The organism is Pseudomonas sp. G11 (assembly GCF_029457515.1).
Classification (GTDB): Bacteria; Pseudomonadota; Gammaproteobacteria; order Pseudomonadales; family Pseudomonadaceae; genus Aquipseudomonas; species Aquipseudomonas gorinensis.
The window spans coordinates 6,917,229-6,937,453 of sequence record NZ_CP120377.1 but is presented as its reverse complement, the minus strand read 5'-3'; the positions used below and the strand labels follow the sequence as shown (position 1 = coordinate 6,937,453).

Below are 20,225 nucleotides of genomic sequence, written 5' to 3'. Positions count from 1 at the left end.
TTTGCATGAGCATTTCTATTTCATACAGCACGAGCTACGCCACGAACACCGTTGCCCAGTACTTGAGCGACTGGTCGGCTTACTTTGGTGACCTGAACCACCGTGAAGGGTCGGTCAAAGAGGGTGTGAACACCGGTGGTTTCAATCCTGGGCCGTTCGACGGCACTCAATATGGCGTATCAAGCACCGTCAGCGATGCAGCGGTAGTGGCCGAGGGCAACCTGCATTACACCTTGTTCAATCCGCCTTCACATACGCTCTGGGGTTCGCTCGACGCACTGACCTTTGGCGATACCCTCGCCGGTGGCGCAGCCAGCGGTGGCTACACCATTGCCAGCCAGGAAGTCAGCTTCACCAACCTGGGCCTGTCGAGCCTGCAGTCCGAAGGCCGCGACGGCCAGGTGCACAAAATTGTCTACGGCTTGATGAGTGGCGACAGCTCGGCGCTGGCTTCGGCGATCGACTCCTTGCTCAAGGACATTGACCCAAGCCTGTCGATCAACTCGACGTTCGACCAACTGGCCGCTGCCGGTGTGGCGCATGTGGACTCGGCTTCGGTCGCAGCCTCCGATGTGGCGCTGGTTGGCGTGCAAGACGTGCCCCAGGACTTCGCCCTGGCCGCCTAAGCAAAAAAGCGAATGGAAGATCGCTCTCCCATTCGCCGCGTGACACACCGCCGTCGCCCAAGCCTTCTACTTCTTCAGCGACGGCGGTGCCGAATTCTGCGCAGCGTCGTACAGCCTGTCAACGCAACGACGCTGCCCGCTCAACCCTTTGAGAATCCCCAGATGCGCCACGCCGGCAACGAAACCCTGGCCGCCCTCACGGCTTATAAAAGTGGCTTCTTCAACATCGGCCTGTTCTCGGCGGTGATCAACCTGCTGATGCTGGCCCCGGCGCTGTACATGCTGCAGGTGTACGACCGGGTGCTGGCCTCGGGCAACCAGATGACCCTGCTCATGCTGACGCTTATGATCCTCGGCCTGTTCGGCCTGATGGGGGCATTGGAGTGGGTGCGCAGCCAGGTGGTGATCCGCCTCGGCACGCAGATGGACATGCGCCTGAACCAGCGGGTGTACGACGCTGCGTTCGAAGCGCAACTCAAGGGCGGCATCCAGGCGGCCGGCCAGGCACTGCATGACCTGACCACCCTGCGCCAGTTCGCCACCGGGCAGGCGTTGTTCGCGTTCTTCGACGCGCCATGGTTTCCGGTGTACCTGTTGGTGATCTTCCTGTTCCACCCTTGGCTCGGGCTGCTGGCCCTGATTGGCGCAGTGCTGCTGATCGTGCTGGCGTGGGTCAACCATCACGTCAGCCAGGTCCCGATGTCCCTGGCCAGCCAACTGTCCATCAGCGCCAGCCAGCAGGCCACGGCCAACCTGCGCAATGCCGACGCCATCGAAGCCATGGGCATGCTCGCCACCTTGCGTGCGCGTTGGTTCGGCCAGCACCAGGCCTTTCTGGCACAGCAGAACCTGGCGAGTGAAAAGACTGCGACCGTCACCGCCTGGTCCAAGGGTGTGCGCCTGGCGTTGCAGTCGCTGGTGCTGGGCCTGGGTGCGTTACTCGCGGTGCAGGGCGATATCACGCCGGGGATGATGATTGCCGGCTCGATCCTCATGGGCCGCGTGCTCAGCCCGATCGACCAGTTGATCGGTGTGTGGAAACAGTGGGGCTCGGCGCGCCTGGCGTTTGATCGCTTGTCACAGATGCTGGAGGCCAACCCGGCGCGGCCCGAAAGGATGAGCCTGCCGGTGCCCAAAGGCCAACTGAGCGTCGAGCAAATCAGTGCCTGTGCTCCCGGCAGCCGTCGGCCGGCGCTGGCCAACCTTGGGTTTACTCTGGCCGCGGGTGAGGTGCTGGGGGTGATCGGGCCGTCGGGCTGCGGCAAATCCACCCTGGCTCGAATACTGGTAGGTGCCTGGGCGCCCTTGGCCGGCAAGGTGCGGCTGGACGGTGCCGACCTGGCCCTGTGGGACAAACAGCAATTGGGCCCACACATCGGCTACCTGCCGCAAGACATTCAACTGTTCGCCGGCAGCATCGCGGATAACATCGCACGGTTTGTCGAGGTCGATGCGGACAAAGTCCTCGCCGCCGCACAAATGGCCGGCGTCCATGAGTTGATCCTGCAACTGCCCCAGGGCTACGACACGCAGTTGGGGGAGGGCGGCGCCGGGTTGTCTGGCGGCCAGAAACAGCGTGTCGCCCTGGCGCGTGCGCTGTACGGCGTGCCCGCGCTGATCGTGCTGGATGAGCCCAACGCCAACCTCGATGAAGTGGGCGAGCAGGCTCTGCTCCAGGCCATCACCCAGCTCAAGCAACAGCGCCGCACGGTGATCCTGATCACCCACAAGCCCAATCTGCTGACCCTGACTGACCAACTGCTGATCCTCAGGGAAGGCCAGTTGCAGGCCTTCGGCCCAACCGCGCGCGTGTTGGAAGCGCGGCAGAAACCGGCTGCGGCCAAGCCGGTATCGACCATGAGCATGAGTTACCGCCTCGGTGAAGGAAAACAGGCATGAGCCAGAGCAAACCCGTGCTGATCAGTGATGCGCCGAACAATGTGCTGGCGCTGGATGACAAAAAGTATTCGCGCCTGGGCTGGCTGTTGGTGCTCGGTGGCTTTGCCGGGTTCCTCGGCTGGGCAGCGTTGGCGCCACTGGACAAGGGCGTGGCGGTGCCGGGCAAGGTCATGGTCTCGGGCCATCGCAAGACCGTGCAGCACCCGGCCGGGGGCATCGTCGAGCGTATCGAGGTGCGCGACGGTGATGTGGTCAACGCCGGCCAGGTGCTGCTGCGCTTGAAGGAAACCCCGTTGCGCGGGCAGATGCAGTCCCTGCGCAGCCAGTACCTGGCGTCCCTGGCCAGCGAGGCGCGCTTGAGCGCCGAAAGCGAAGGTTTAGCGGTGATCAACTTCGGTCCTGAACTGCTCAACGATCCTGAGGCGGCGGGCACCCTGGACCTGCAACGGCAATTGTTCAAGAGTCGCGCCCAGGCACTGGCCACGGAGCAACAAGGCCTGCGCGAAACCATCGCCGGGGCCGAGGCGCAGTTGCGTGGCACACGGGATTCGCAAGCGAGCAAAGTCCAGCAGCGCGCGGCGTTGAATGAGCAACTGCAAGGCCTGCGCGAGTTGGCTCGTGACGGTTACATCCCGCGCAATCGCCTGCTCGACAGCGAGCGCCTGTATTCACAGATCGACGGCGCCATCGCCGAGGACTACGGCCGCATCGGCCAATTGCAGCGCCAGGTTCTCGAACTGCGCCTGCGCATCCGCCAGCTTGGCGAAGATTTCCAGACAGACCTGCGCGGCCAGTTGGCAGAGGCCCGCACCCGCAGCGACGACCTGCGCAATCGGCTGGCCTCGGCCGAGTTCGAACTGGCCAATAGCCTGGTGCGAGCGCCGGTGTCGGGCGTGGTGGTGGGGCTGGACGTGTACACCGAAGGCGGCGTCATCAAGCCCGGCCAGGCGTTGATGGATATCGTGCCTCAGGGCGAGCCCTTGCTGGTTGAAGCGCGGGTCCCGGTGCAGATGGTCGACAAAGTGCACCCGGGCTTGCCGGTGGAATTGATGTTCTCGGCGTTCAACCAATCCACCACGCCACGGGTCGCCGGCGAGGTGACGCTGGTCTCGGCGGACCGCCAGGTCGATGAGCGCACCGACGAGCCGTATTACACGCTGCGTGCCCAGGTCAGTGCGGCGGGCGTGCAGCAACTGGACGGCGTGCAGATCCGCCCAGGCATGCCGGTGGAAACCTTCGTCAAGACCGGTGAGCGCTCAATGCTCAACTACCTGTTCAAACCCCTGATGGATCGCACCCACATGGCCCTGGTGGAAGAATGAAGGCGCTGTTGTTTACCCTGTGTTTCGCGTGTTCCTCGGCGGCCCAGGCCTTGGGTTTGCTGGATGCCTACGACTTGGCCCTGCGCAATGATCCGACCTTTCAGGCAGCCATTCAGGCGCGTGAAGGCGGTGAAGAAAATCGCCTGATCGGCCGAGCGGCGTTGTTGCCGAACCTGTCGTGGAGTTACAACAACTCGCGCAATGAGTCCGAAGTGACGGCGGGTGATGTCACCAGCGACCGTGACTACCGCAGTTATGCGTCGACCCTGACCTTGCAACAACCGCTGCTGGATTATGAAGCCTACGCGCGCTTTCGCCAGGGCACTGCCCAGGCCTTGATGGCCGATGAACGCTTTCGCGGCAAGAGCCAGGAACTGGCGGTGCGGGTTCTCAACGCCTACAGCCAGGCCTTGTTGGCCCAAGAGCGCATCGAGCTGAGCCGTGCGCAGAAACGTGCGTACGCCGAGCGCCTGCAACTCAATGATCGCCTGCTCAAAGGTGGCGAAGGCACGCGCACCGATGTGCTGGAAACCCAGGCACGCCTGAGCCTGGCCCAGGCCGAAGAAATCGAATCCCTGGATGCCCAGGACAGCGCCCTGCGTGAGTTGGAAGCCATCGTCGGCCAACCGCTGCAGATCGAAGAACTGGCGCCGTTGACGCGCCAATTCGAGATCCCGCCGCTGGAACCCAACCGTTTCGAAACCTGGCGCGAACTGGCCATGGCCAACAACCCGGAGCTCCAGTCCCAGCACCATGCCTTGGACGTGGCGTCCTATGAAGTGGAGCGCAAGCGCGCCGGGCACATGCCCAAGGTCAGCCTGTACGCCACCAGCCGCCAGACCAACTCCGACTCGGAAAGCAGCTACAACCAGAAGTACGACACCAACACGGTCGGCATCCAGGTCAGCCTGCCGCTGTTCGCTGGCGGCGGAGTATCGGCCTCTACGCGCCAGGCGGCCAATCAACTGTCCCAGGCCCAATACGAACTGGATGCGCAAACCTCGGCCACGCTGGTGGAGTTGCGTAAGCAGTTCAACCTCAATACCAGCGGCGCGGCCAAAGTGCGTGCTTATGAAATGGCGGTCAGCTCTGCCACTGCGCTGGTTACTGCGACGAAAAAAAGTGTTGCCGGCGGTGAGCGGGTCAACCTCGACGTGCTCGACGCCGAGCAACAACTGTTCACCGCTCGCCGCGACCTGGCGAATGCGCGGCATGCGTATCTGCTGGCGAGGATTCAGTTGAAGTATTACGCGGGGGTGCTGAGCGAGCAGGATTTGCGCGCGTTGGCGCGGTATTTCCAGCCGTCGGCATGAGTAGGGTCTTTGCCAATACACAGGCCCCCGTAGGGGGCGGCTTAGCGGCGAGGGTGGTGGTTCAGTTAACACATGTGCTGACTGATGCACCGTCATCGCTGGCAAGCCAGCTCCTACAGGGAATCTGTGGTGTCTGGCAGATTTATCGCCGGGTCAGCAACACCCCGGACTCCATATGATGGGTCCATGGAAACTGATCAAACATCGCGCACTGTGTAATGCGGTGCGTGTCATGCAGTTGCGCAATGTTCGCCGCCAGCGTCTCCGGGTTGCAGGAGATGTACAGGATGTTCTCGAAGCGCCGGGTCAGTTCGCAGGTGTCCGGGTCCATGCCGGCGCGGGGCGGGTCGACGAAGACGCTGCCGAATTCGTAGCTTTTCAGGTCGATGCCCTGCAAGCGACGGAACGGGCGCACTTCGTTCAGCGCTTCGGTGAGTTCTTCGGCGGAGAGGCGCACCAGGGTGACGTTATCCACCGCGTTTTCATCGAGGTTGCTCAACGCCGCATTCACCGAGGTCTTGCTGATCTCGGTAGCCAGCACTTTACGCACGCGGGTAGCCAGCGGCAGGGTGAAGTTGCCGTTGCCGCAATACAGCTCCAGCAAATCATCGGCGCGATCGCCCAGGGCTTCGTACGCCCAATTGAGCATCTTCTGGTTCACCGTGCCGTTGGGCTGGGTGAACGCACCTTCGGGTTGGCGGTAGCTGAACGTGCGGCCGCCGACGTCGAGTTTTTCCACCACGTAGTCATGGCCGATCACATCGCGCTTGCCCTTGGAGCGGCCGATGATGCTCACGTTCAGATCCGCAGCCAGTTGGTTCGCGGCCGTGTGCCAATGCTCGTCCAGCGGGCGGTGATAGCACAGGGTGATCATCGCGTCGCCCGCCAGGGTGGTGAGGAATTCCACCTGGAACAGCTTGTGGCTCAGGGCGGCGCTGGCTTGCCAGGCGGCCTTGAGCTGGGGCATCAGCTGGTTGATGCGTTGGCTGGCGATGGGAAATTCTTCGATCAGGATCGGCGTGCGTTTGTCATCCTGGGAGAACATCGCATAGTGGCGCTCGCCACCCTCGCGCCACAGGCGAAACTCCGCGCGCAGGCGAAAGTGCTGCAGCGGCGAGTCGAAGACCTGCGGCTCGGGGGCGTCGAACGGTGCCAGCAGGTCACGCAAGCGCGTGACCTTGTCTTGCAGTTGAACGGTGTAGCGTGCGGCATCAAAAGTCATGCGTTGAACCAGCCCAGCTTGATCACAAACAGAATCGACAGAATCACCAGTGCCGGGTTCAGCTCACGGTAGCGGCCCGAAAGCAGCTTGATGGCGGTCCAGGCGATGAAACCGAAGGCAATGCCGTTGGCGATGGAGTAAGTGAAGGGCATCGCCAGGGCGGTAATCACCACTGGCGCTGCAACAGTAATGTCTTCCCAGTCGATTTCCGCCAGGCCCGATGTCATCAGCACCGCGACGAACAGCAGCGCCGGTGCGGTGGCGAAGGCCGGAACGCTGGCGGCCAGTGGCGAGAAGAACAGCGCCAGCAGGAACAGGATTGCCACCACGATGGCGGTCAAGCCGGTACGGCCACCGGCACTCACGCCGGCGGCGGATTCGATGTAGCTGGTGGTGGTCGAGGTGCCGAGCAGCGAACCGGCCATCGCCGCGGTGCTGTCGGCGATCAGCGCACGGCCCATTTTCGGCATGTGGCCGTCCTTGCCCATCAGGCCGGCGCGCTTGGCCACGCCGATCAGGGTGCCGGAGTTGTCGAACAGGTCGACGAACAGGAAGGCGAAGATCACGCTGACCAGGCCGATATCCAGCGCGCCCTTGATATCCAGCTGCAGGAAGGTCGGGGCCAGGGACGGTGGCATCGACGTTACGCCGCCAAAGGGCGTGACACCCAGCAGGATGGAGACGACGGTCACCGCCAGGATGCCGATCAGCACCGCGCCGCGCACGGCCAGGGCTTCAAGGGCCACGATCAGCACGAAACCGAGGGTGGCGAGAATCGGTGCCGGTTGTTTCAAGTCGCCCAGACCCACCATGGTGGCCGGGTTGCTGACCACGATCCCGGCGTTGTGCAGGGCGATCAGCGCCAGGAACAGGCCGATACCGGCGGCAATCGCCGAGCGCAGGGGCAGGGGGATGCTGTTGATGATCCATTCACGGATGCGGAAGATCGACAGCAGGAAGAACAACACCGCCGAAATAAACACCGCACCCAGCGCCACTTGCCAGGTATGGCCCATGTGCAGGACCACGGTGTAGGTGAAGAAGGCGTTGAGGCCCATGCCCGGCGCCAGGGCGATCGGGTAGTTGGCGATCAGGCCCATGACGGTCGAACCGATGGCGGCGGCCAGGCAGGTCGCGACGAAGACGGCGCCCTTGTCCATGCCGGTCTCGCCGAGGATGCTCGGGTTCACGAACAAGATGTAGGCCATGGCCAGGAATGTCGTGATGCCCGCGAGAATCTCGGTGCGCACGTTGGTGTTGTGTGCCTTGAGTTGAAACAGCTTTTCCAGCATGCCTGCTCCCTGTGACGCTATGTTGCGTCGTTATTTGTTGACCTCTAAGTCAAAGCACAAACTGCGCCAAGCGCCTGTGGTTCCAGAGAGGATCGGAAAAAGCGGCGCATCATACCAGCAGCCGAGGCTGTGTGGCGCATGGCCTTGAGGCATACTGCGGCGACGTTCAATAGCGGGTCATCGACAGCATGAAAAAAGCCAACGCGTGGAGTCTAGCCCTGATCACTTGTCTCGGCCTGTGGTTGGGCGCGGCACCGGTGTGGGGCGCGACTGCACCGCCCTTGAGCGAGGTGCGCGTGTTCAAGGTTGAGTCGGCGGGTTGCAGCGAAACCATCCCGGAACGCGCGCAAAGTACGCAGATGTGCACGCATCGCGGGCCTACCAAGGTGTCGGTGATGGAAGTCGGCCTGGGCCACAACCCCATGGGCCGCTTCAATGGTGCCGAGCTGAACGGGCAACGTACGCCCGTGTGCCAGGTCGGCAACATCAGCCAAGCCTGCAACGGGGCAGGCACCCTGATGGGCTACATCTATGTATTTGACCTGAATGTCGAAGCCCAAGGCTGGTTCGAATACAGCAACTCCTCGATCAACGGCCCGCAGAACACCTTGAAGACACAGCTCAATATCCGCTGATCAATCAGCTTGAACGCTCAAAACCCCGGGAAGTCGTACCCCTGAGACGGCGACTTTCCTGAACGCCGCGGATGTCCACCAACCCGTGAGGTGTTTATGAGCGCGACCCCCAATGGCGCGGCGACCCAACCGTTCGTCGCCCACTCGATACGCTTGACCCTGAACGGCCAGGCTCGCCAACTGGACGTGTTGCCCTGGACCACGCTGCTGGACCTGCTGCGCGAACAACTGGACCTGGTCGGCAGCAAAAAAGGCTGCGACCACGGCCAATGCGGCGCCTGCACGGTGTTGCGCGACGGCAAACGCGTCAACGCCTGCCTGACCCTGGCCGTGATGTGCGACGGCGCCGAGCTGACCACCATCGAGGGCCTGGCCGACGGGGAGCAACTGCACCCGATGCAGCAAGCCTTTATCACCCACGATGCCTTCCAGTGCGGTTACTGCACCCCTGGCCAGATTTGTTCCGCGGTTGGCCTGGCCAATGAAGGCCGCGCCCACGACAGCGCGCAGATCCAGGAGCTGATGAGCGGCAACCTGTGCCGTTGCGGTGCCTATACCAACATCCGCGCAGCCATCGAAGACGCACTGCCGGCCTGCCGTGCCCGGGGAGGTCAGCGATGAATCCCTTCCACTACAGCAAGCCGGCCGATGTGCATGAGGCGGTGCACCTGAGCAGCGCGGCGTCGCGCTTTATTGCCGGTGGTACCAACCTGCTCGACCTGATGAAAGAAAACATCAGCCGGCCCGAGCACCTGATCGATATCACCGGGCTGCCGCTGCACGCGGTTGAAGAAACGGCCGAGGGTGGCGTGCGGATCGGTGCGCTGGTCAGCAATGCCGACCTGGCCTGGCACCCCTTGATCGAGCAGCGCTACCCGCTGCTGTCCCAGGCCATCCTCGCCGGCGCTTCGCCGCAATTGCGCAATATGGCCAGCACCGGCGGCAACCTGTTGCAGCGCACCCGTTGCTACTACTTCTATGACGCCGCCGTGCCCTGCAATAAACGACTGCCCGGCAGCGGTTGCCCGGCGCGCACCGGGTTGAACCGCATCCATGCGATCCTCGGTGCCAGCGAGCAATGCGTGGCCACCCATCCGTCGGACATGTGCGTGGCCCTCGCCGCCCTGGCGGCGCGGGTGCATGTGCAAGGGCGTGGCGGCGCGCGCGTCATCGAGTTTGCCGACTTCCATCGCTTGCCCGGCGATACGCCGCAGCGCGACAACCTGCTGGCCGACGATGAACTGATTACCGCTATCGAGTTGCCCGCCGACCACCTGGCACGCCACAGCCACTACCTGAAAATTCGCGACCGCGCGTCGTACGCCTTTGCCCTGGTCTCCGTCGCTGCGGCCTTGGAACTGGACGGCGATCGTATCGTCGACGCCCGCCTGGCCCTGGGCGGCGTGGCCCATAAACCCTGGCGTGATCGCGCGGTGGAAACCGCGCTGATCGGCCAGGCGGTCAGCCGCGAAACCTTCAGCAACGCTGCCGACGCTTTGCTGCAAGACGCCGAGCCGCTGCAACACAACGGCTTCAAGATCAAACTGGCGCGCCGCGCAATCATTCGCGCACTGAGTGATGCCGCTGTCGCAGGAGAACGCCCATGACGGCTATCGGCAAACCCCTGGACCGTGTCGACGGTCTGCTCAAAGTCACCGGCCAGGCACGATATGCCGGTGAGTTTCCCGAGGACGGCCTGCTTCATGGCAGCGTGGTCTCCAGCACCATCGCCAAAGGGCGCGTCATCAAGATCGATGCGACCAAAGCCCTGGCGCTGCCGGGCGTGGTCAGGGTGCTCGATCACCTCAACCGGCCGACAATCGCCAGCTACGATGACGCCTTCGCCGATGCCGACGCGGCGGATGGCTCGCCGTTTCGCCCGCTGTACAACGACCGCGTGCTCTACAACGGCCAGCCCCTGGCCCTGGTGATCGCCGACAACCTGGAACTGGCGCGGCATGCCGGTTCCCTGGTCGAAATCGAGTACGAAACCGAACCCTTCGACACCGACCTGCTGGCCCGGCAGGAACACGCTTATCCTTCGCCGCAGACCCCGCCCGAGCCGCGCGGAAACTTTCAGGCCCAATGGAGCGCCGCCGCCGTCAGCCTCGACCTGCACTACATCACTCCCATCGAACACCACAACCCCATGGAGCCCCACGCCAGTACCGTGCTGTATCAGCCGGATGGCACCCTGCATATCCATGACAAGACCCAGGGGCCGCAGAACTGCCAAGCCTATGTGCAAAAAGTGTTCGGCTTGGATAAAAGCCAGGTGCGCATCTTTGCCGCCTTCGTCGGCGGCGCTTTCGGCTCGGGCCTGCGCCCGCAATACCAATTGCCGTTGGCGGTGATGGCGTCCCTGGCGCTCAAGCGTTCGGTACGTGTCACCCTGACCCGGCAACAGATGTTCACCTTCGGTTACCGCCCGCGCACCTTGCAGCGTTTGCAGATGGGCGCCGCGGCCAACGGTCGCCTGCTGGCCCTGGGGCACACCGCGATTGGCCAGACCTCGCGCTTCGAGGACTTCAGCGAGCATGTGGTGGAGTGGAGCGGCATGCTCTACCACTGCGACAACGTCCAACTGACCTACCAATTGGTGCCCCTGGACGTGTTCACCCCCTTGGACATGCGCGCACCGGGCGCTGCCCTCGGCGTGATCGGCCTGGAGTGCGCCATGGACGAACTCGCCTGCGCCTTAGGCATGGACCCGGTGCAACTGCGCTTGATCAATTACGCCGAGCGCAACCAGAACGAAGACAAACCCTGGTCGAGCAAAGCCCTGCGCGAGTGCTACCGCGACGGCGCCGAGCGCTTCGGCTGGCGCGAGCGCAACCCGGAACCGCGCAGCATGCGCGACGGCCGTCAATTGATCGGCTGGGGCATGGCCGGCGGGGTATGGGAAGCCATGCAGATGAAGGCCAGCGCCAAAGCGCGGATCGACGCCGATGGCAAGCTGACCGTGAGCAGTGCCACCACCGATATCGGCACCGGGACTTACACGGTGATGACCCAGATCGCGGCGCAGGCCAGCGGTGTGGCGGTGGAGGATGTGCGTTTTCTGCTCGGCGACTCTTCGTTACCCACCGCGCCATTGCAGGGCGGCTCGTTTACCGTCTCGTCCGTCGGCACCGCCGTGCAGCAGGCCTGCGAAGCGTTGACGAGCAAGTTGCTGAGCATTGCCCGGCAGACTTATCCGGTATTCAAGGAGGCCGAATCCGTACGCTTTGAAGACGGCCAGTTGCACACCGGTGACGTGAGTGTGACGTTGGCGCAGTTGGTCAAGGACAGCGGCGAAGACGCATTGGAGGTGCAGGTCGACAGCGAACCGGATAAAAAACGTGAGGGCTACGCTACCGCCACCCATTCAGCGGTGTTCGTTGAAGTGCGTGTGGATGAGGACCTGGGCACGATCAAGGTCAGCCGTGTCGTCAGCGCGATTGCCGCTGGGCGTGTGGTCAATCCGAAGATGGCGCGCAGCCAGATCCTCGGCGGGGTGGTATGGGGCATCGGCATGGCCCTGCATGAAGAGACCCAGGTCGACCATCAACTGGGGCGCGGCATGAACCACAGCCTGGCGGAGTACCACATCCCGGTGAATGCCGATATTGGCGAGATTGACGTGCTGTTTGTCGAAGAGCACGACGAGATCGTCAACGCCCTCGGGTCCAAGGGCGTGGGCGAGATTGGCATTGTCGGAGTGGCGGCGGCAGTGGCCAATGCGATTTATCACGCCACCGGCAAGCGGGTGCGGGAGTTTCCGATCACCCTGGATAAGGTGCTCTAACGCGGTTCTTTCAAACCCATGGCGATCCAGATGTGGCAGGGGGCTTGCCCCCGGCAGCCATGGGTATCTGCACGACTGTTCAGCCCCTGACAAATCACCCACAACTGCCCTGTCTGTCGGGTGCTCAGTATTGAGCCAACGTTGTGTAGATACCCATGCCCCCTCCCACATGGGTTATGCGGTAGTTTTTTGAGCGGGCTCTTCCACCGGCACATGCATACGGTCGCGATTGGCCAGGGTCGGGAACAGTTTGATCCACACCCCCGTCACCACCAACGTGCCGATACCGCCCATCACCACCGCCGGCACAGTGCCGAACCAGTGGGCGGTAATCCCGGATTCGAACTCGCCCAATTGATTCGAGGCACCAATAAACAGGCCATTGACCGCACTGACCCGCCCGCGCATTTCATCCGGGGTTTCCAGTTGCACAAAGGAGGCGCGGATCACCATGCTGATCATGTCCGCCGCGCCCAGCACCACCAGCACGGCCAGGGAAAACCAGAACGAAGTGGAGAGGCCGAAGGCAATGGTCGCCACGCCAAACACCCCGACGGCGGTAAACATGACCCGGCCGACCTGTCGGTCCACCGCAAACCGTGCCAACCACAGCGACATCAGCAAGGCACCGACAGCGGGTGCCGAGCGTAGCAGGCCCAGGCCCCAGGCGCCGGTCAGCAGGATGTCCTTGGCAAACACCGGCAGCAACGCAGTGGCGCCGCCGAGCAGCACGGCGAACAGGTCGAGGGAAATCGCGCCGAGGATGTCCGGGCGGCTGCGGATAAAGCGGATGCCGGCGAGCAGCGAATCCAACGTTGCCTTGCCTGTATTGAGCGGGGTCTGGCGGGCGGGCAGGTTGAGGGTCAAGACGCAGGCAATCAGGTACAGCACCACGGTCGGGCCATACACCCACACGCTGCCAAAGGCGTAGAGCAACCCACCGAGGGCCGGCGCGACGATAGTCGCCAGTTGCTGGGCCGATTGTGACGAAGCCACGGCGCGCGGGAACAGCGCGCTGGGCACGATGCTCGGCAGCAGCGCCTGGGTGGTGGGCATCTCGAAGGACCGCGCGGCACCCAGCACGAAGGCGAGGATAAAGATCATCTCGCGGGTTACGTTGCCAGTCAGGCCACCGATGGCCAGGGACAAGGCGATCAGCGCCTGCACGGTCTGGCAGATGGCCGCGACTTTACGCCGCTCATAGCGGTCGGCCACATGCCCGGTGTGCAGCATGAACAGCACGCGTGGGACGAATTCCACCAGGCCGACCAGGCCCAGGTCGAGTACGTTGCCGGTCAGTTGGTAGAGGTTCCAGCCGATGGCCACGGTAAGCATCTGGAAGCCGCTGGCGGTGAAGATCCGCGCCAGCCAGAACGCGATGAAAGGGCGGTGGTGACGTAACAGCAACGCGGGTTCACTGGGCATCGGAAATTCTGGTCAAGGCCGGAGGGAAGGGTGAGATTAGCATCAAGCTGTAACAATTAGTTGCGAGAAGAGGGCTGAGGCAAGCTGTCACGCGGCAAAAGACCACACAGGCCAATCGCGAAAATGGGACTACTCTTTTGACTGTGATTGATCCAGATCAAAGTCATTTCAGAATTTGTTCTGGCGGCCGCAAGGCCAGGATCCCTGCGTGGTTGGTTAAAAAAAGAAACGAATTGAAATTCGCCACACTCCATATCCGTGGGGGCAGTGGATGCGGCCTCCAGCCAGCATTCGGTATTACCTGACAGAGGAAGACTTATGTTCGGTTTGGAGGCGCTAGATCTCGCCCGAATTCAATTTGCGTTCACCATCTCGTTTCACATCCTGTTCCCGGCGATCACCATTGGCCTGGCCAGTTACCTTGCGGTGCTGGAAGGTCTGTGGCTCAAGACCCATAACGACACCTACCGTGACCTCTACCACTTCTGGTCGAAGATCTTTGCCGTCAACTTCGGCATGGGCGTGGTCTCCGGCTTGGTCATGGCCTACCAGTTCGGCACCAACTGGAGCCGCTTCTCGGACTTCGCCGGCTCCGTCACCGGGCCGCTGCTCACGTACGAAGTGCTCACGGCCTTCTTCCTCGAGGCCGGTTTCCTCGGGGTGATGCTGTTCGGCTGGAACAAGGTGGGGCGCAAGCTGCACTTCTTCGCCACGGTGATGGTGGCAGTCGGTACGTTGATCTCCACCTTCTGGATCCTGGCGTCCAACAGCTGGATGCAGACGCCCCAGGGCTTTGAAATCATCGACGGCCGCGTGATTCCCACCGACTGGCTGGCGGTGATCTTCAACCCGTCGTTCCCCTACCGCCTGATGCACATGGCCACGGCCGCGTTTGTCGCCACGGCCTTCTTCGTCGGCTCCTCGGCGGCCTGGCATTTGTTGCGTGGCAAGGACACCCCCGCGATCCGCACCATGTTGTCGATGGCGATGTGGATGGCCCTGATCGTGGCGCCTATCCAGGCGGTGATCGGTGACTTCCACGGCCTCAACACGCTCAAGCATCAGCCGGCGAAAATCGCCGCGATTGAAGGCCACTGGGAAAATATCGGCAATGAGCCGACGCCGTTGATCCTGTTTGGCTGGCCGGACATGAAAGCCGAAAAAACCAAATACGCGGTGGAAATTCCCTACCTGGGCAGCCTGATCCTGACCCACTCCCTGGACAAACAGGTGCCGGCGCTCAAGGAGTTTGCGCCTGAAGACCGCCCCAACTCGACCATTGTGTTCTGGTCGTTCCGGGTCATGGTCGGCCTGGGCTTGCTGATGATCTTCACCGGGCTGTTCAGCCTCTGGCTGCGCCGGGGCGGCAAGATGTACACCTCCAGGCCGTTCCTGTACCTGGCCCTGTGGATGGGCCCGTCCGGCCTGATCGCGATCCTCGCGGGCTGGTTCACCACCGAAATCGGTCGCCAGCCGTGGGTCGTCTACGGGTTGATGCGCACGGCGGATGCGTCCTCCGGGCATAGCCTGGCGCAGATGACCATCACCCTGGTGCTGTTCGTGGTGGTGTACTTCGCGCTGTTCGGCGCAGGCCTGGGCTACATGATGCGCCTGGTACGCAAAGGCCCTGTGACCCACGAAAGCACCGAGCCGACCCACGGTGGCCCTGGCCAGAAACGCACACCGGCCCGTCCATTGTCCGCCGCCGATGATGGCGGCGATGACGACCACGCCCACATCCAGCACAAGGGGAATTGAGATGGGTATTGATCTTCCGCTGATCTGGGCCGTGATCATCATCTTCGGCATCATGATGTACGTGGTCATGGACGGCTTCGACCTGGGCATCGGCATCCTCTTCCCGTTTATTCCGGGCAAGACCGACCGTGACGTGATGATGAACACCGTCGCCCCGGTCTGGGACGGTAACGAAACCTGGCTGGTGCTGGGGGGCGCGGCGTTGTTCGGCGCCTTCCCGCTGGCCTACTCGGTGGTGTTGTCGGCCCTGTACCTGCCGTTGATGCTGATGCTGATCGGGCTGATCTTTCGCGGCGTGGCCTTCGAGTTTCGCTTCAAGGCCAAGGACCACAAGCGTCACCTGTGGGACAAGGCGTTTATCGGCGGCTCACTGGCGGCGACCTTCTTCCAGGGCGTGGCGCTGGGGGCGTTTATCGACGGCATCCCGGTGGTCAATCGCCAATTTGCCGGCGGCTCGCTGGATTGGCTCACGCCGTTCACGATGTTCTGCGGGGTGGCGCTGATCGTGGCCTATGCGTTGCTCGGCTGCACCTGGCTGATCATGAAAACCGAAGGCCCGTTGCAGGAGAAGATGCACAACCTGGCGCAGCCATTGGCCTTTGTGGTGCTGGCGGTGATTGGGATCGTCAGCCTGTGGACGCCGCTGGCGCACCCGGAAATCGCCTCGCGCTGGTTCACCCTGCCGAACCTGTTCTGGTTCCTGCCGGTACCGATCCTGGTGCTGGTGACCATGTACGGGTTGATCCGCGCCGTGGCGCGTAATGCGCACTACACGCCGTTCCTGCTGACGCTGGTGCTGATCTTCCTTGGCTACAGCGGCCTGGGGATCAGCCTGTGGCCCAATATCATCCCGCCCTCGGTATCGATCTGGGATGCGGCTGCACCGCCGCAAAGCCAGGGCTTCATGCTGGTGGGTACGCTGTTCATCATTCCGTTCATCCTGGGCTACACCTTCTGGAGCTACTACGTGTTCCGCGGCAAGGTCACCCACGAAGACGGCTATCACTAGGAGGGTCGTTCCATGTCTGGCAAACCTTCGTTGCACGAGATTGAACAGGCCGAGAAACAGCCGTTGTGGCGGCGCCTGGGGTGGTTGGCGATGATCTGGAGCGCCAGCGTGCTGGCCCTGTTCATCGTGGCCAGCCTGATGCGCATGTTCATGAGCGCGGCCGGCCTGACCACTCACTGACATCCCATCCCGTTGCCTTGCGGCACGGTTTTTTGACCCTGTTCCCTCTTTGGAGGGGCGGGGTCTTTTTTTATTTGCGCGCTTTGAGGATTACGAACTTCGGTGTGGCGGCGACTTGCTCGACGCCTCGGAACAGCCGCGCCAACTTGCTGTGATAGCCCAGATGGCGGTTGCCGACGATATAGAGGGCGCCGCCTGCCACCAAGGCCTCGCGCGCCTGTTGGAACATGCGCCAGGCGAGGAAGTCGCCGACCACCTGTTGCTGGTGGAACGGCGGGTTGCACAGCACCACGTCGAGGGACTCCGGCGCCTGGCCTGCCAGGCCGTCGCCGGCATGGACACTCACCGCGCGCGCGCCGAGGGCCGCTTGCCAATTCTCGGCGGCTGATTGCACGGCCATGTAGGACTCGTCCACCAAGGTGTACTGCGCCTGCGGGTTTTGCAGGGCGCTGGCAATCGCCAATACGCCGTTGCCGCATCCAAGGTCCGCGACGCGCGCGGCGCCCAGGCCCTTGGGCAAGTGGGGCAGGAACGCACGGGTGCCGATGTCCAGTCCTTCGCGGCAGAACACGTTGGCGTGGTTGAGCAGCTCGATGGGCGGTGTTTCCAGGGTATAGCGTGTCGGGTAGGGCGACACCGCTGCCGGGCGGTCTGCCAATGTTGCGATCAGCAAACGTGCCTTTTTTACCGCCAATGAAGCGTGCATCGGTCCGATATAGCGTTCCAGCAATTCACCGGCGGCCCGTGGGAGATGCTTGATCATCGCCCCCGCGACCACTTCGGCGCCCGGGGCCAGTTGGCCTTGCAGGCGAATCAGCTGTTCTTCCAGCAAGGCCAGGGTTTTCGGGACGCGTATCAGCACCCGGTCGAATGGCCCGATGGGCACCTGGCTGGCCGGGACAAAACTCACTGCATCGAACGCCTTGCCGTTGCGCACCAGGTTTTTCTCCAGGCCCTGGGCGGCAAGAAACGAATCACCACTGGACGTCACCTGCACCCGGCCTTCGAGGCTGGCCGCCAGGGCGCCAAAACTGTCGTTGAGTACCAGCACGCGGGTCGTTGCGCCCGGCTGTTGCTCAGCCAAGTGACTGAGCAGGTACTCGTCGGCGGCGTCGAAGGCCTGCAGCGGATCATTGTGTTGCTCTGGCTGGCGGATCAGATCGAGCTGGGCGAATGGACTGTCGAGCAGGGGCATGGCAGGGGAGGCTCTGGGTAATCGATGGGTGTTCGGCAGGGGGCGTGAGGCGCGCTGGTCGAACCGTCTGAGTGAACTGCGAGGCGGCGCCTTGGCGGCGGCATCAACACTCAGAGTTGGTCGTAAATGTTACTTATTTTTTGCAAGGATTACATGCAGCGTTTCCGGGGCGGTTAAAACAGCCCGGCTTTTGATGCCCTCAGTACAGCGGCAATCTTGTTATTGACCCCCAGTTTCTTGAACGTACGGCTGATATGAAAACCCACCGTACGCTCCGACAGGCAGAGGATGCCGGCAATGTCGGCGGCGGTCTTGCCCAGGGCTGACCATCTGAGGACTTCCGTTTCCCGCTCGGTCAATTTGCAGGGCGGGGTAATGCTTGGGTTGTCGGCAAATTTTTGTGCGACAACCGCGTGCATCGCATGGCAGAGCCACAAGACATGGCCGGCCTTTTCATACAGTTCTTCCGGGCTGACTGCGCCCTCGCTGCGTCCCAGGGACAGCATGCTGAACACACCCTGGAAGTCGTGGACCGATTGGGTCCACCCCAGATGCACACCCTGTGACCGGGCCAGTTCCCACAGGCTTGGCACGGCGGTGAAGAGTTTTTCCTCCCTGACAATGGGTAATACGCAATGTTTGCAATGGTTGACGACCGGGTCTACTTCGAAGTAGTGGGCCTGGTCATACTGCAGGTTCCATTCATTCGGATAGTTGTTGAGATGAATCGGTTTGGTTGAGTTTGTCGGTAGTTGAGAACTCATGGTGAAGGAACAGAATTGGAAGCCGAGTTCAAGGGTTCTGTTGATAACCATTTCAAATACGCTGGTGATCTTGTCCTCGCCTTCCAGTTTGGGAATCCGTGTATTTCGCCAGTTAACCATTGGTAACTCTCCATAACGTGTCGGCGGCATGGGTACATCCTGAGCCCCAGTGCTGCACGCAAATGAGTGTAGGACATGATCTACATCAATGTCGGAAATTTCTTTCTTGGTAGGGAGAGGGGAAAGATAGTTTCAGCAGTAATATTAATTTGCCATCAAGCGTTCGATGGAGGTTGCCCCTTCCATTTCACGAGGGCAGTGCACTACCTGTAACACCCAACTAACAAATGGGCCGCGCTTCAATGTAATGGCGCGGTGTTGTGTTATAGCGAAATAATTAGACGAGCAATTAAAGTGCCATTAGCTTTGGTCCCCCAAGGGGCATTCAGGATGTCACTACCGACTGCAGGTGTTTCCGCGCGTGACTTTGAGGGACACTAGGGCACCTGTAGAACGGAGTTCCCCATGACGGCCAGTGCTGAGAAATTTACCCGCCAGACCTTGCTCGACGTGCAATCGCTGACCCCCAGCCTCTTCACCTTGCGGACCACCCGCGACCCCGGCTTTCGGTTTGTCGCCGGCCAGTTCGTGCGCCTGGGGGTCACCAAGGCGGATGGCAGCACCGTATGGCGCGCTTACTCTGTGGTGTCTTCACCGTTCGATGAGCACTTGGATTTTTTCTCGATTGTTGTGCCCGGCGGCGAGTTCACCAGCGAACTGAGTCGCCTGCGTGTGGGCGACACGCTGTTGGTCGAGCGCCAGGCTACGGGGTTCCTCACCCTGAACCGTTTCGTCGATGGCCGCGACCTTTGGCTGCTGGGCACTGGCACCGGGGTGGCGCCGTTCCTGTCGATCCTGCAGGACTTCGAGGTGTGGGAAAAATTCGAGCGCATCATCCTGGTGTACAGCGCGCGGGAAGCCAGGGAGCTGGCCTATCAGTCGCTTATCCAGGGCTTGGGCGAGCGCGAGTACCTGGCTGAATATGCGCACAAACTGACCTACCTGCCGCTCGTCACGCGTGAGCAGCATCCGGGCGCGTTGAATGGGCGTATCACCACCTTGATCGAGAATGGCGAGTTGGAGCGCGCGGCCGGCGTCGAGCTGAGCCCGGAGCATTCGCGCGTGATGATTTGCGGCAACCCCCAGATGATCGACGACACCCGCCAATTGCTCAAACAGCGCGACATGCAATTGAGCCTGTCCCGGCGCCCTGGCCAGGTGGCCGTGGAGAATTACTGGTAACAAAAAAGGCGCCCCTCGAGGCGCCTTTCTGCAAGTCGATGGGGTTACAGCGGCTTGTCGTTCTGTGCCTTGAGCAGATCACGGATCTCACCCAACAACACTTCTTCCTTGGTTGGCGTCGGTGGCAGGCTCGGCGCCACGGCTTCTTCGCGCTTGAGGCGGTTGATGGCCTTCACACCCATGAAGATCGCAAACGCGACGATCACAAAGTCGATCACGCTCTGGATGAACTTGCCGTACGCCAGCACAACCGCGGGCACGTCACCCTGCGCGGCTTTGAGCGTTATCGCCAGGTCGCCGAAGTCTACGCCACCGATCAACAGACCAATGGGCGGCATCACCACGTCGCCTACGAACGAGGAAACAATTTTGCCGAAGGCGGCGCCGATGATGATACCGACGGCCATGTCGACCACATTACCTTTGACCGCGAAGGCCTTGAACTCACTGATCACGCCCATAGGTTATTCCTTGTTACAGATTAGAAGGGTGCTGC

The 20,225-nt window shown here is 62.1% G+C and carries 18 protein-coding genes; 12 read left to right on the top strand and 6 right to left on the bottom strand.

All coding sequences use genetic code 11. The features are described from left to right. The first annotated feature begins 5 nt into the window (after positions 1-5). The 4 genes from P2T68_RS31935 (at position 6) to P2T68_RS31920 (ending at position 5,160) form a co-directional block, all read left to right on the top strand. Positions 6-626 carry a heme acquisition protein HasA gene (locus P2T68_RS31935; protein WP_150055899.1) on the top strand — a complete coding sequence of 207 codons (621 nt, stop codon included), beginning with the start codon at positions 6-8 and terminating at the stop codon, positions 624-626. Between the two features lie 162 nt (positions 627-788). After that, on the top strand, positions 789-2,525 hold the full coding sequence (locus P2T68_RS31930; protein WP_069077063.1) for a type I secretion system permease/ATPase: 1,737 nt from the start codon (positions 789-791) through the stop codon (positions 2,523-2,525). Beyond that, positions 2,522-3,847 carry an HlyD family type I secretion periplasmic adaptor subunit gene (locus P2T68_RS31925; RefSeq protein WP_277378772.1) on the top strand — a complete coding sequence of 442 codons (1,326 nt, stop codon included), beginning with the start codon at positions 2,522-2,524 and terminating at the stop codon, positions 3,845-3,847. The genes P2T68_RS31930 and P2T68_RS31925 overlap by 4 nt, the downstream gene beginning before the upstream one ends. Continuing rightward, positions 3,844-5,160: a TolC family outer membrane protein gene (locus P2T68_RS31920; RefSeq protein ID WP_193689864.1), complete on the top strand. Its 1,317-nt coding sequence runs from the start codon at positions 3,844-3,846 to the stop codon at positions 5,158-5,160. Before P2T68_RS31925 ends, P2T68_RS31920 begins: the two co-directional genes overlap by 4 nt. A 142-nt stretch (positions 5,161-5,302) precedes the next feature. Here P2T68_RS31920 and trmA read toward each other — a convergent pair whose 3' ends face one another. Together trmA and P2T68_RS31910 are read right to left on the bottom strand one after the other, a co-directional pair. Next, positions 5,303-6,382, bottom strand: a complete 1,080-nt coding sequence (gene trmA, locus P2T68_RS31915; protein ID WP_024077517.1) for a tRNA (uridine(54)-C5)-methyltransferase TrmA — start codon at positions 6,380-6,382, stop codon at positions 5,303-5,305. After that, on the bottom strand, positions 6,379-7,674 hold the full coding sequence (locus P2T68_RS31910; protein ID WP_024077516.1) for an NCS2 family permease: 1,296 nt from the start codon (positions 7,672-7,674) through the stop codon (positions 6,379-6,381). The genes trmA and P2T68_RS31910 overlap by 4 nt, the downstream gene beginning before the upstream one ends. Before the next feature lie 188 nt (positions 7,675-7,862). Here P2T68_RS31910 and P2T68_RS31905 point away from each other — a divergent pair, with 188 nt between their 5' ends. The 4 genes from P2T68_RS31905 (at position 7,863) to P2T68_RS31890 (ending at position 12,096) form a co-directional block, all read left to right on the top strand. Further along, on the top strand, positions 7,863-8,309 hold the full coding sequence (locus P2T68_RS31905; RefSeq protein WP_069077066.1) for a DUF4879 domain-containing protein: 447 nt from the start codon (positions 7,863-7,865) through the stop codon (positions 8,307-8,309). Between the two features lie 96 nt (positions 8,310-8,405). Next, entirely contained in the window at positions 8,406-8,930 is a 525-nt protein-coding gene (locus tag P2T68_RS31900; RefSeq protein WP_024077514.1) for a (2Fe-2S)-binding protein, read from the top strand. After that, positions 8,927-9,916 carry a xanthine dehydrogenase family protein subunit M gene (locus tag P2T68_RS31895; protein ID WP_069077067.1) on the top strand — a complete coding sequence of 330 codons (990 nt, stop codon included), beginning with the start codon at positions 8,927-8,929 and terminating at the stop codon, positions 9,914-9,916. Before P2T68_RS31900 ends, P2T68_RS31895 begins: the two co-directional genes overlap by 4 nt. After that, positions 9,913-12,096 carry a xanthine dehydrogenase family protein molybdopterin-binding subunit gene (locus P2T68_RS31890; protein WP_277378771.1) on the top strand — a complete coding sequence of 728 codons (2,184 nt, stop codon included), beginning with the start codon at positions 9,913-9,915 and terminating at the stop codon, positions 12,094-12,096. Before P2T68_RS31895 ends, P2T68_RS31890 begins: the two co-directional genes overlap by 4 nt. 174 nt (positions 12,097-12,270) lie before the next feature. On the opposite strand, the gene P2T68_RS31885 is transcribed toward P2T68_RS31890, so the two are convergent. Then, on the bottom strand, positions 12,271-13,521 hold the full coding sequence (locus tag P2T68_RS31885) for an MFS transporter (RefSeq protein WP_024077511.1): 1,251 nt from the start codon (positions 13,519-13,521) through the stop codon (positions 12,271-12,273). Between the two features lie 318 nt (positions 13,522-13,839). On the opposite strand from P2T68_RS31885, the gene P2T68_RS31880 reads away from it, so the two are divergent. The 3 genes from P2T68_RS31880 to P2T68_RS31870 are packed head-to-tail and all read left to right on the top strand — an operon-like array spanning position 13,840 to position 16,468. Continuing rightward, positions 13,840-15,279 (top strand): cytochrome ubiquinol oxidase subunit I, encoded by a 1,440-nt coding sequence (locus tag P2T68_RS31880; RefSeq protein ID WP_024077510.1) that lies wholly within the window; start codon positions 13,840-13,842, stop codon positions 15,277-15,279. Position 15,280: 1 nt separating this feature from the next. Beyond that, a complete protein-coding gene (gene cydB, locus P2T68_RS31875) occupies positions 15,281-16,288 on the top strand; it encodes a cytochrome d ubiquinol oxidase subunit II (RefSeq protein ID WP_024077509.1) in 1,008 nt (335 codons plus the stop codon). A 12-nt stretch (positions 16,289-16,300) separates the two neighbouring features. Beyond that, positions 16,301-16,468: a DUF2474 domain-containing protein gene (locus P2T68_RS31870; protein ID WP_069077069.1), complete on the top strand. Its 168-nt coding sequence runs from the start codon at positions 16,301-16,303 to the stop codon at positions 16,466-16,468. Positions 16,469-16,538: 70 nt separating this feature from the next. On the opposite strand, the gene P2T68_RS31865 is transcribed toward P2T68_RS31870, so the two are convergent. Next, on the bottom strand, positions 16,539-17,663 hold the full coding sequence (locus P2T68_RS31865) for a methyltransferase (protein WP_069077070.1): 1,125 nt from the start codon (positions 17,661-17,663) through the stop codon (positions 16,539-16,541). A 173-nt stretch (positions 17,664-17,836) separates the two neighbouring features. After that, positions 17,837-18,547: a LuxR family transcriptional regulator gene (locus P2T68_RS31860; RefSeq protein WP_024077506.1), complete on the bottom strand. Its 711-nt coding sequence runs from the start codon at positions 18,545-18,547 to the stop codon at positions 17,837-17,839. Between the two features lie 405 nt (positions 18,548-18,952). Here P2T68_RS31860 and P2T68_RS31855 point away from each other — a divergent pair, with 405 nt between their 5' ends. Then, positions 18,953-19,729 (top strand): ferredoxin--NADP reductase, encoded by a 777-nt coding sequence (locus tag P2T68_RS31855; RefSeq protein WP_024077505.1) that lies wholly within the window; start codon positions 18,953-18,955, stop codon positions 19,727-19,729. Between the two features lie 44 nt (positions 19,730-19,773). On the opposite strand, the gene mscL is transcribed toward P2T68_RS31855, so the two are convergent. Next, positions 19,774-20,190 carry a large-conductance mechanosensitive channel protein MscL gene (mscL, locus tag P2T68_RS31850; RefSeq protein ID WP_017737414.1) on the bottom strand — a complete coding sequence of 139 codons (417 nt, stop codon included), beginning with the start codon at positions 20,188-20,190 and terminating at the stop codon, positions 19,774-19,776. Positions 20,191-20,225 lie beyond the last annotated feature (35 nt).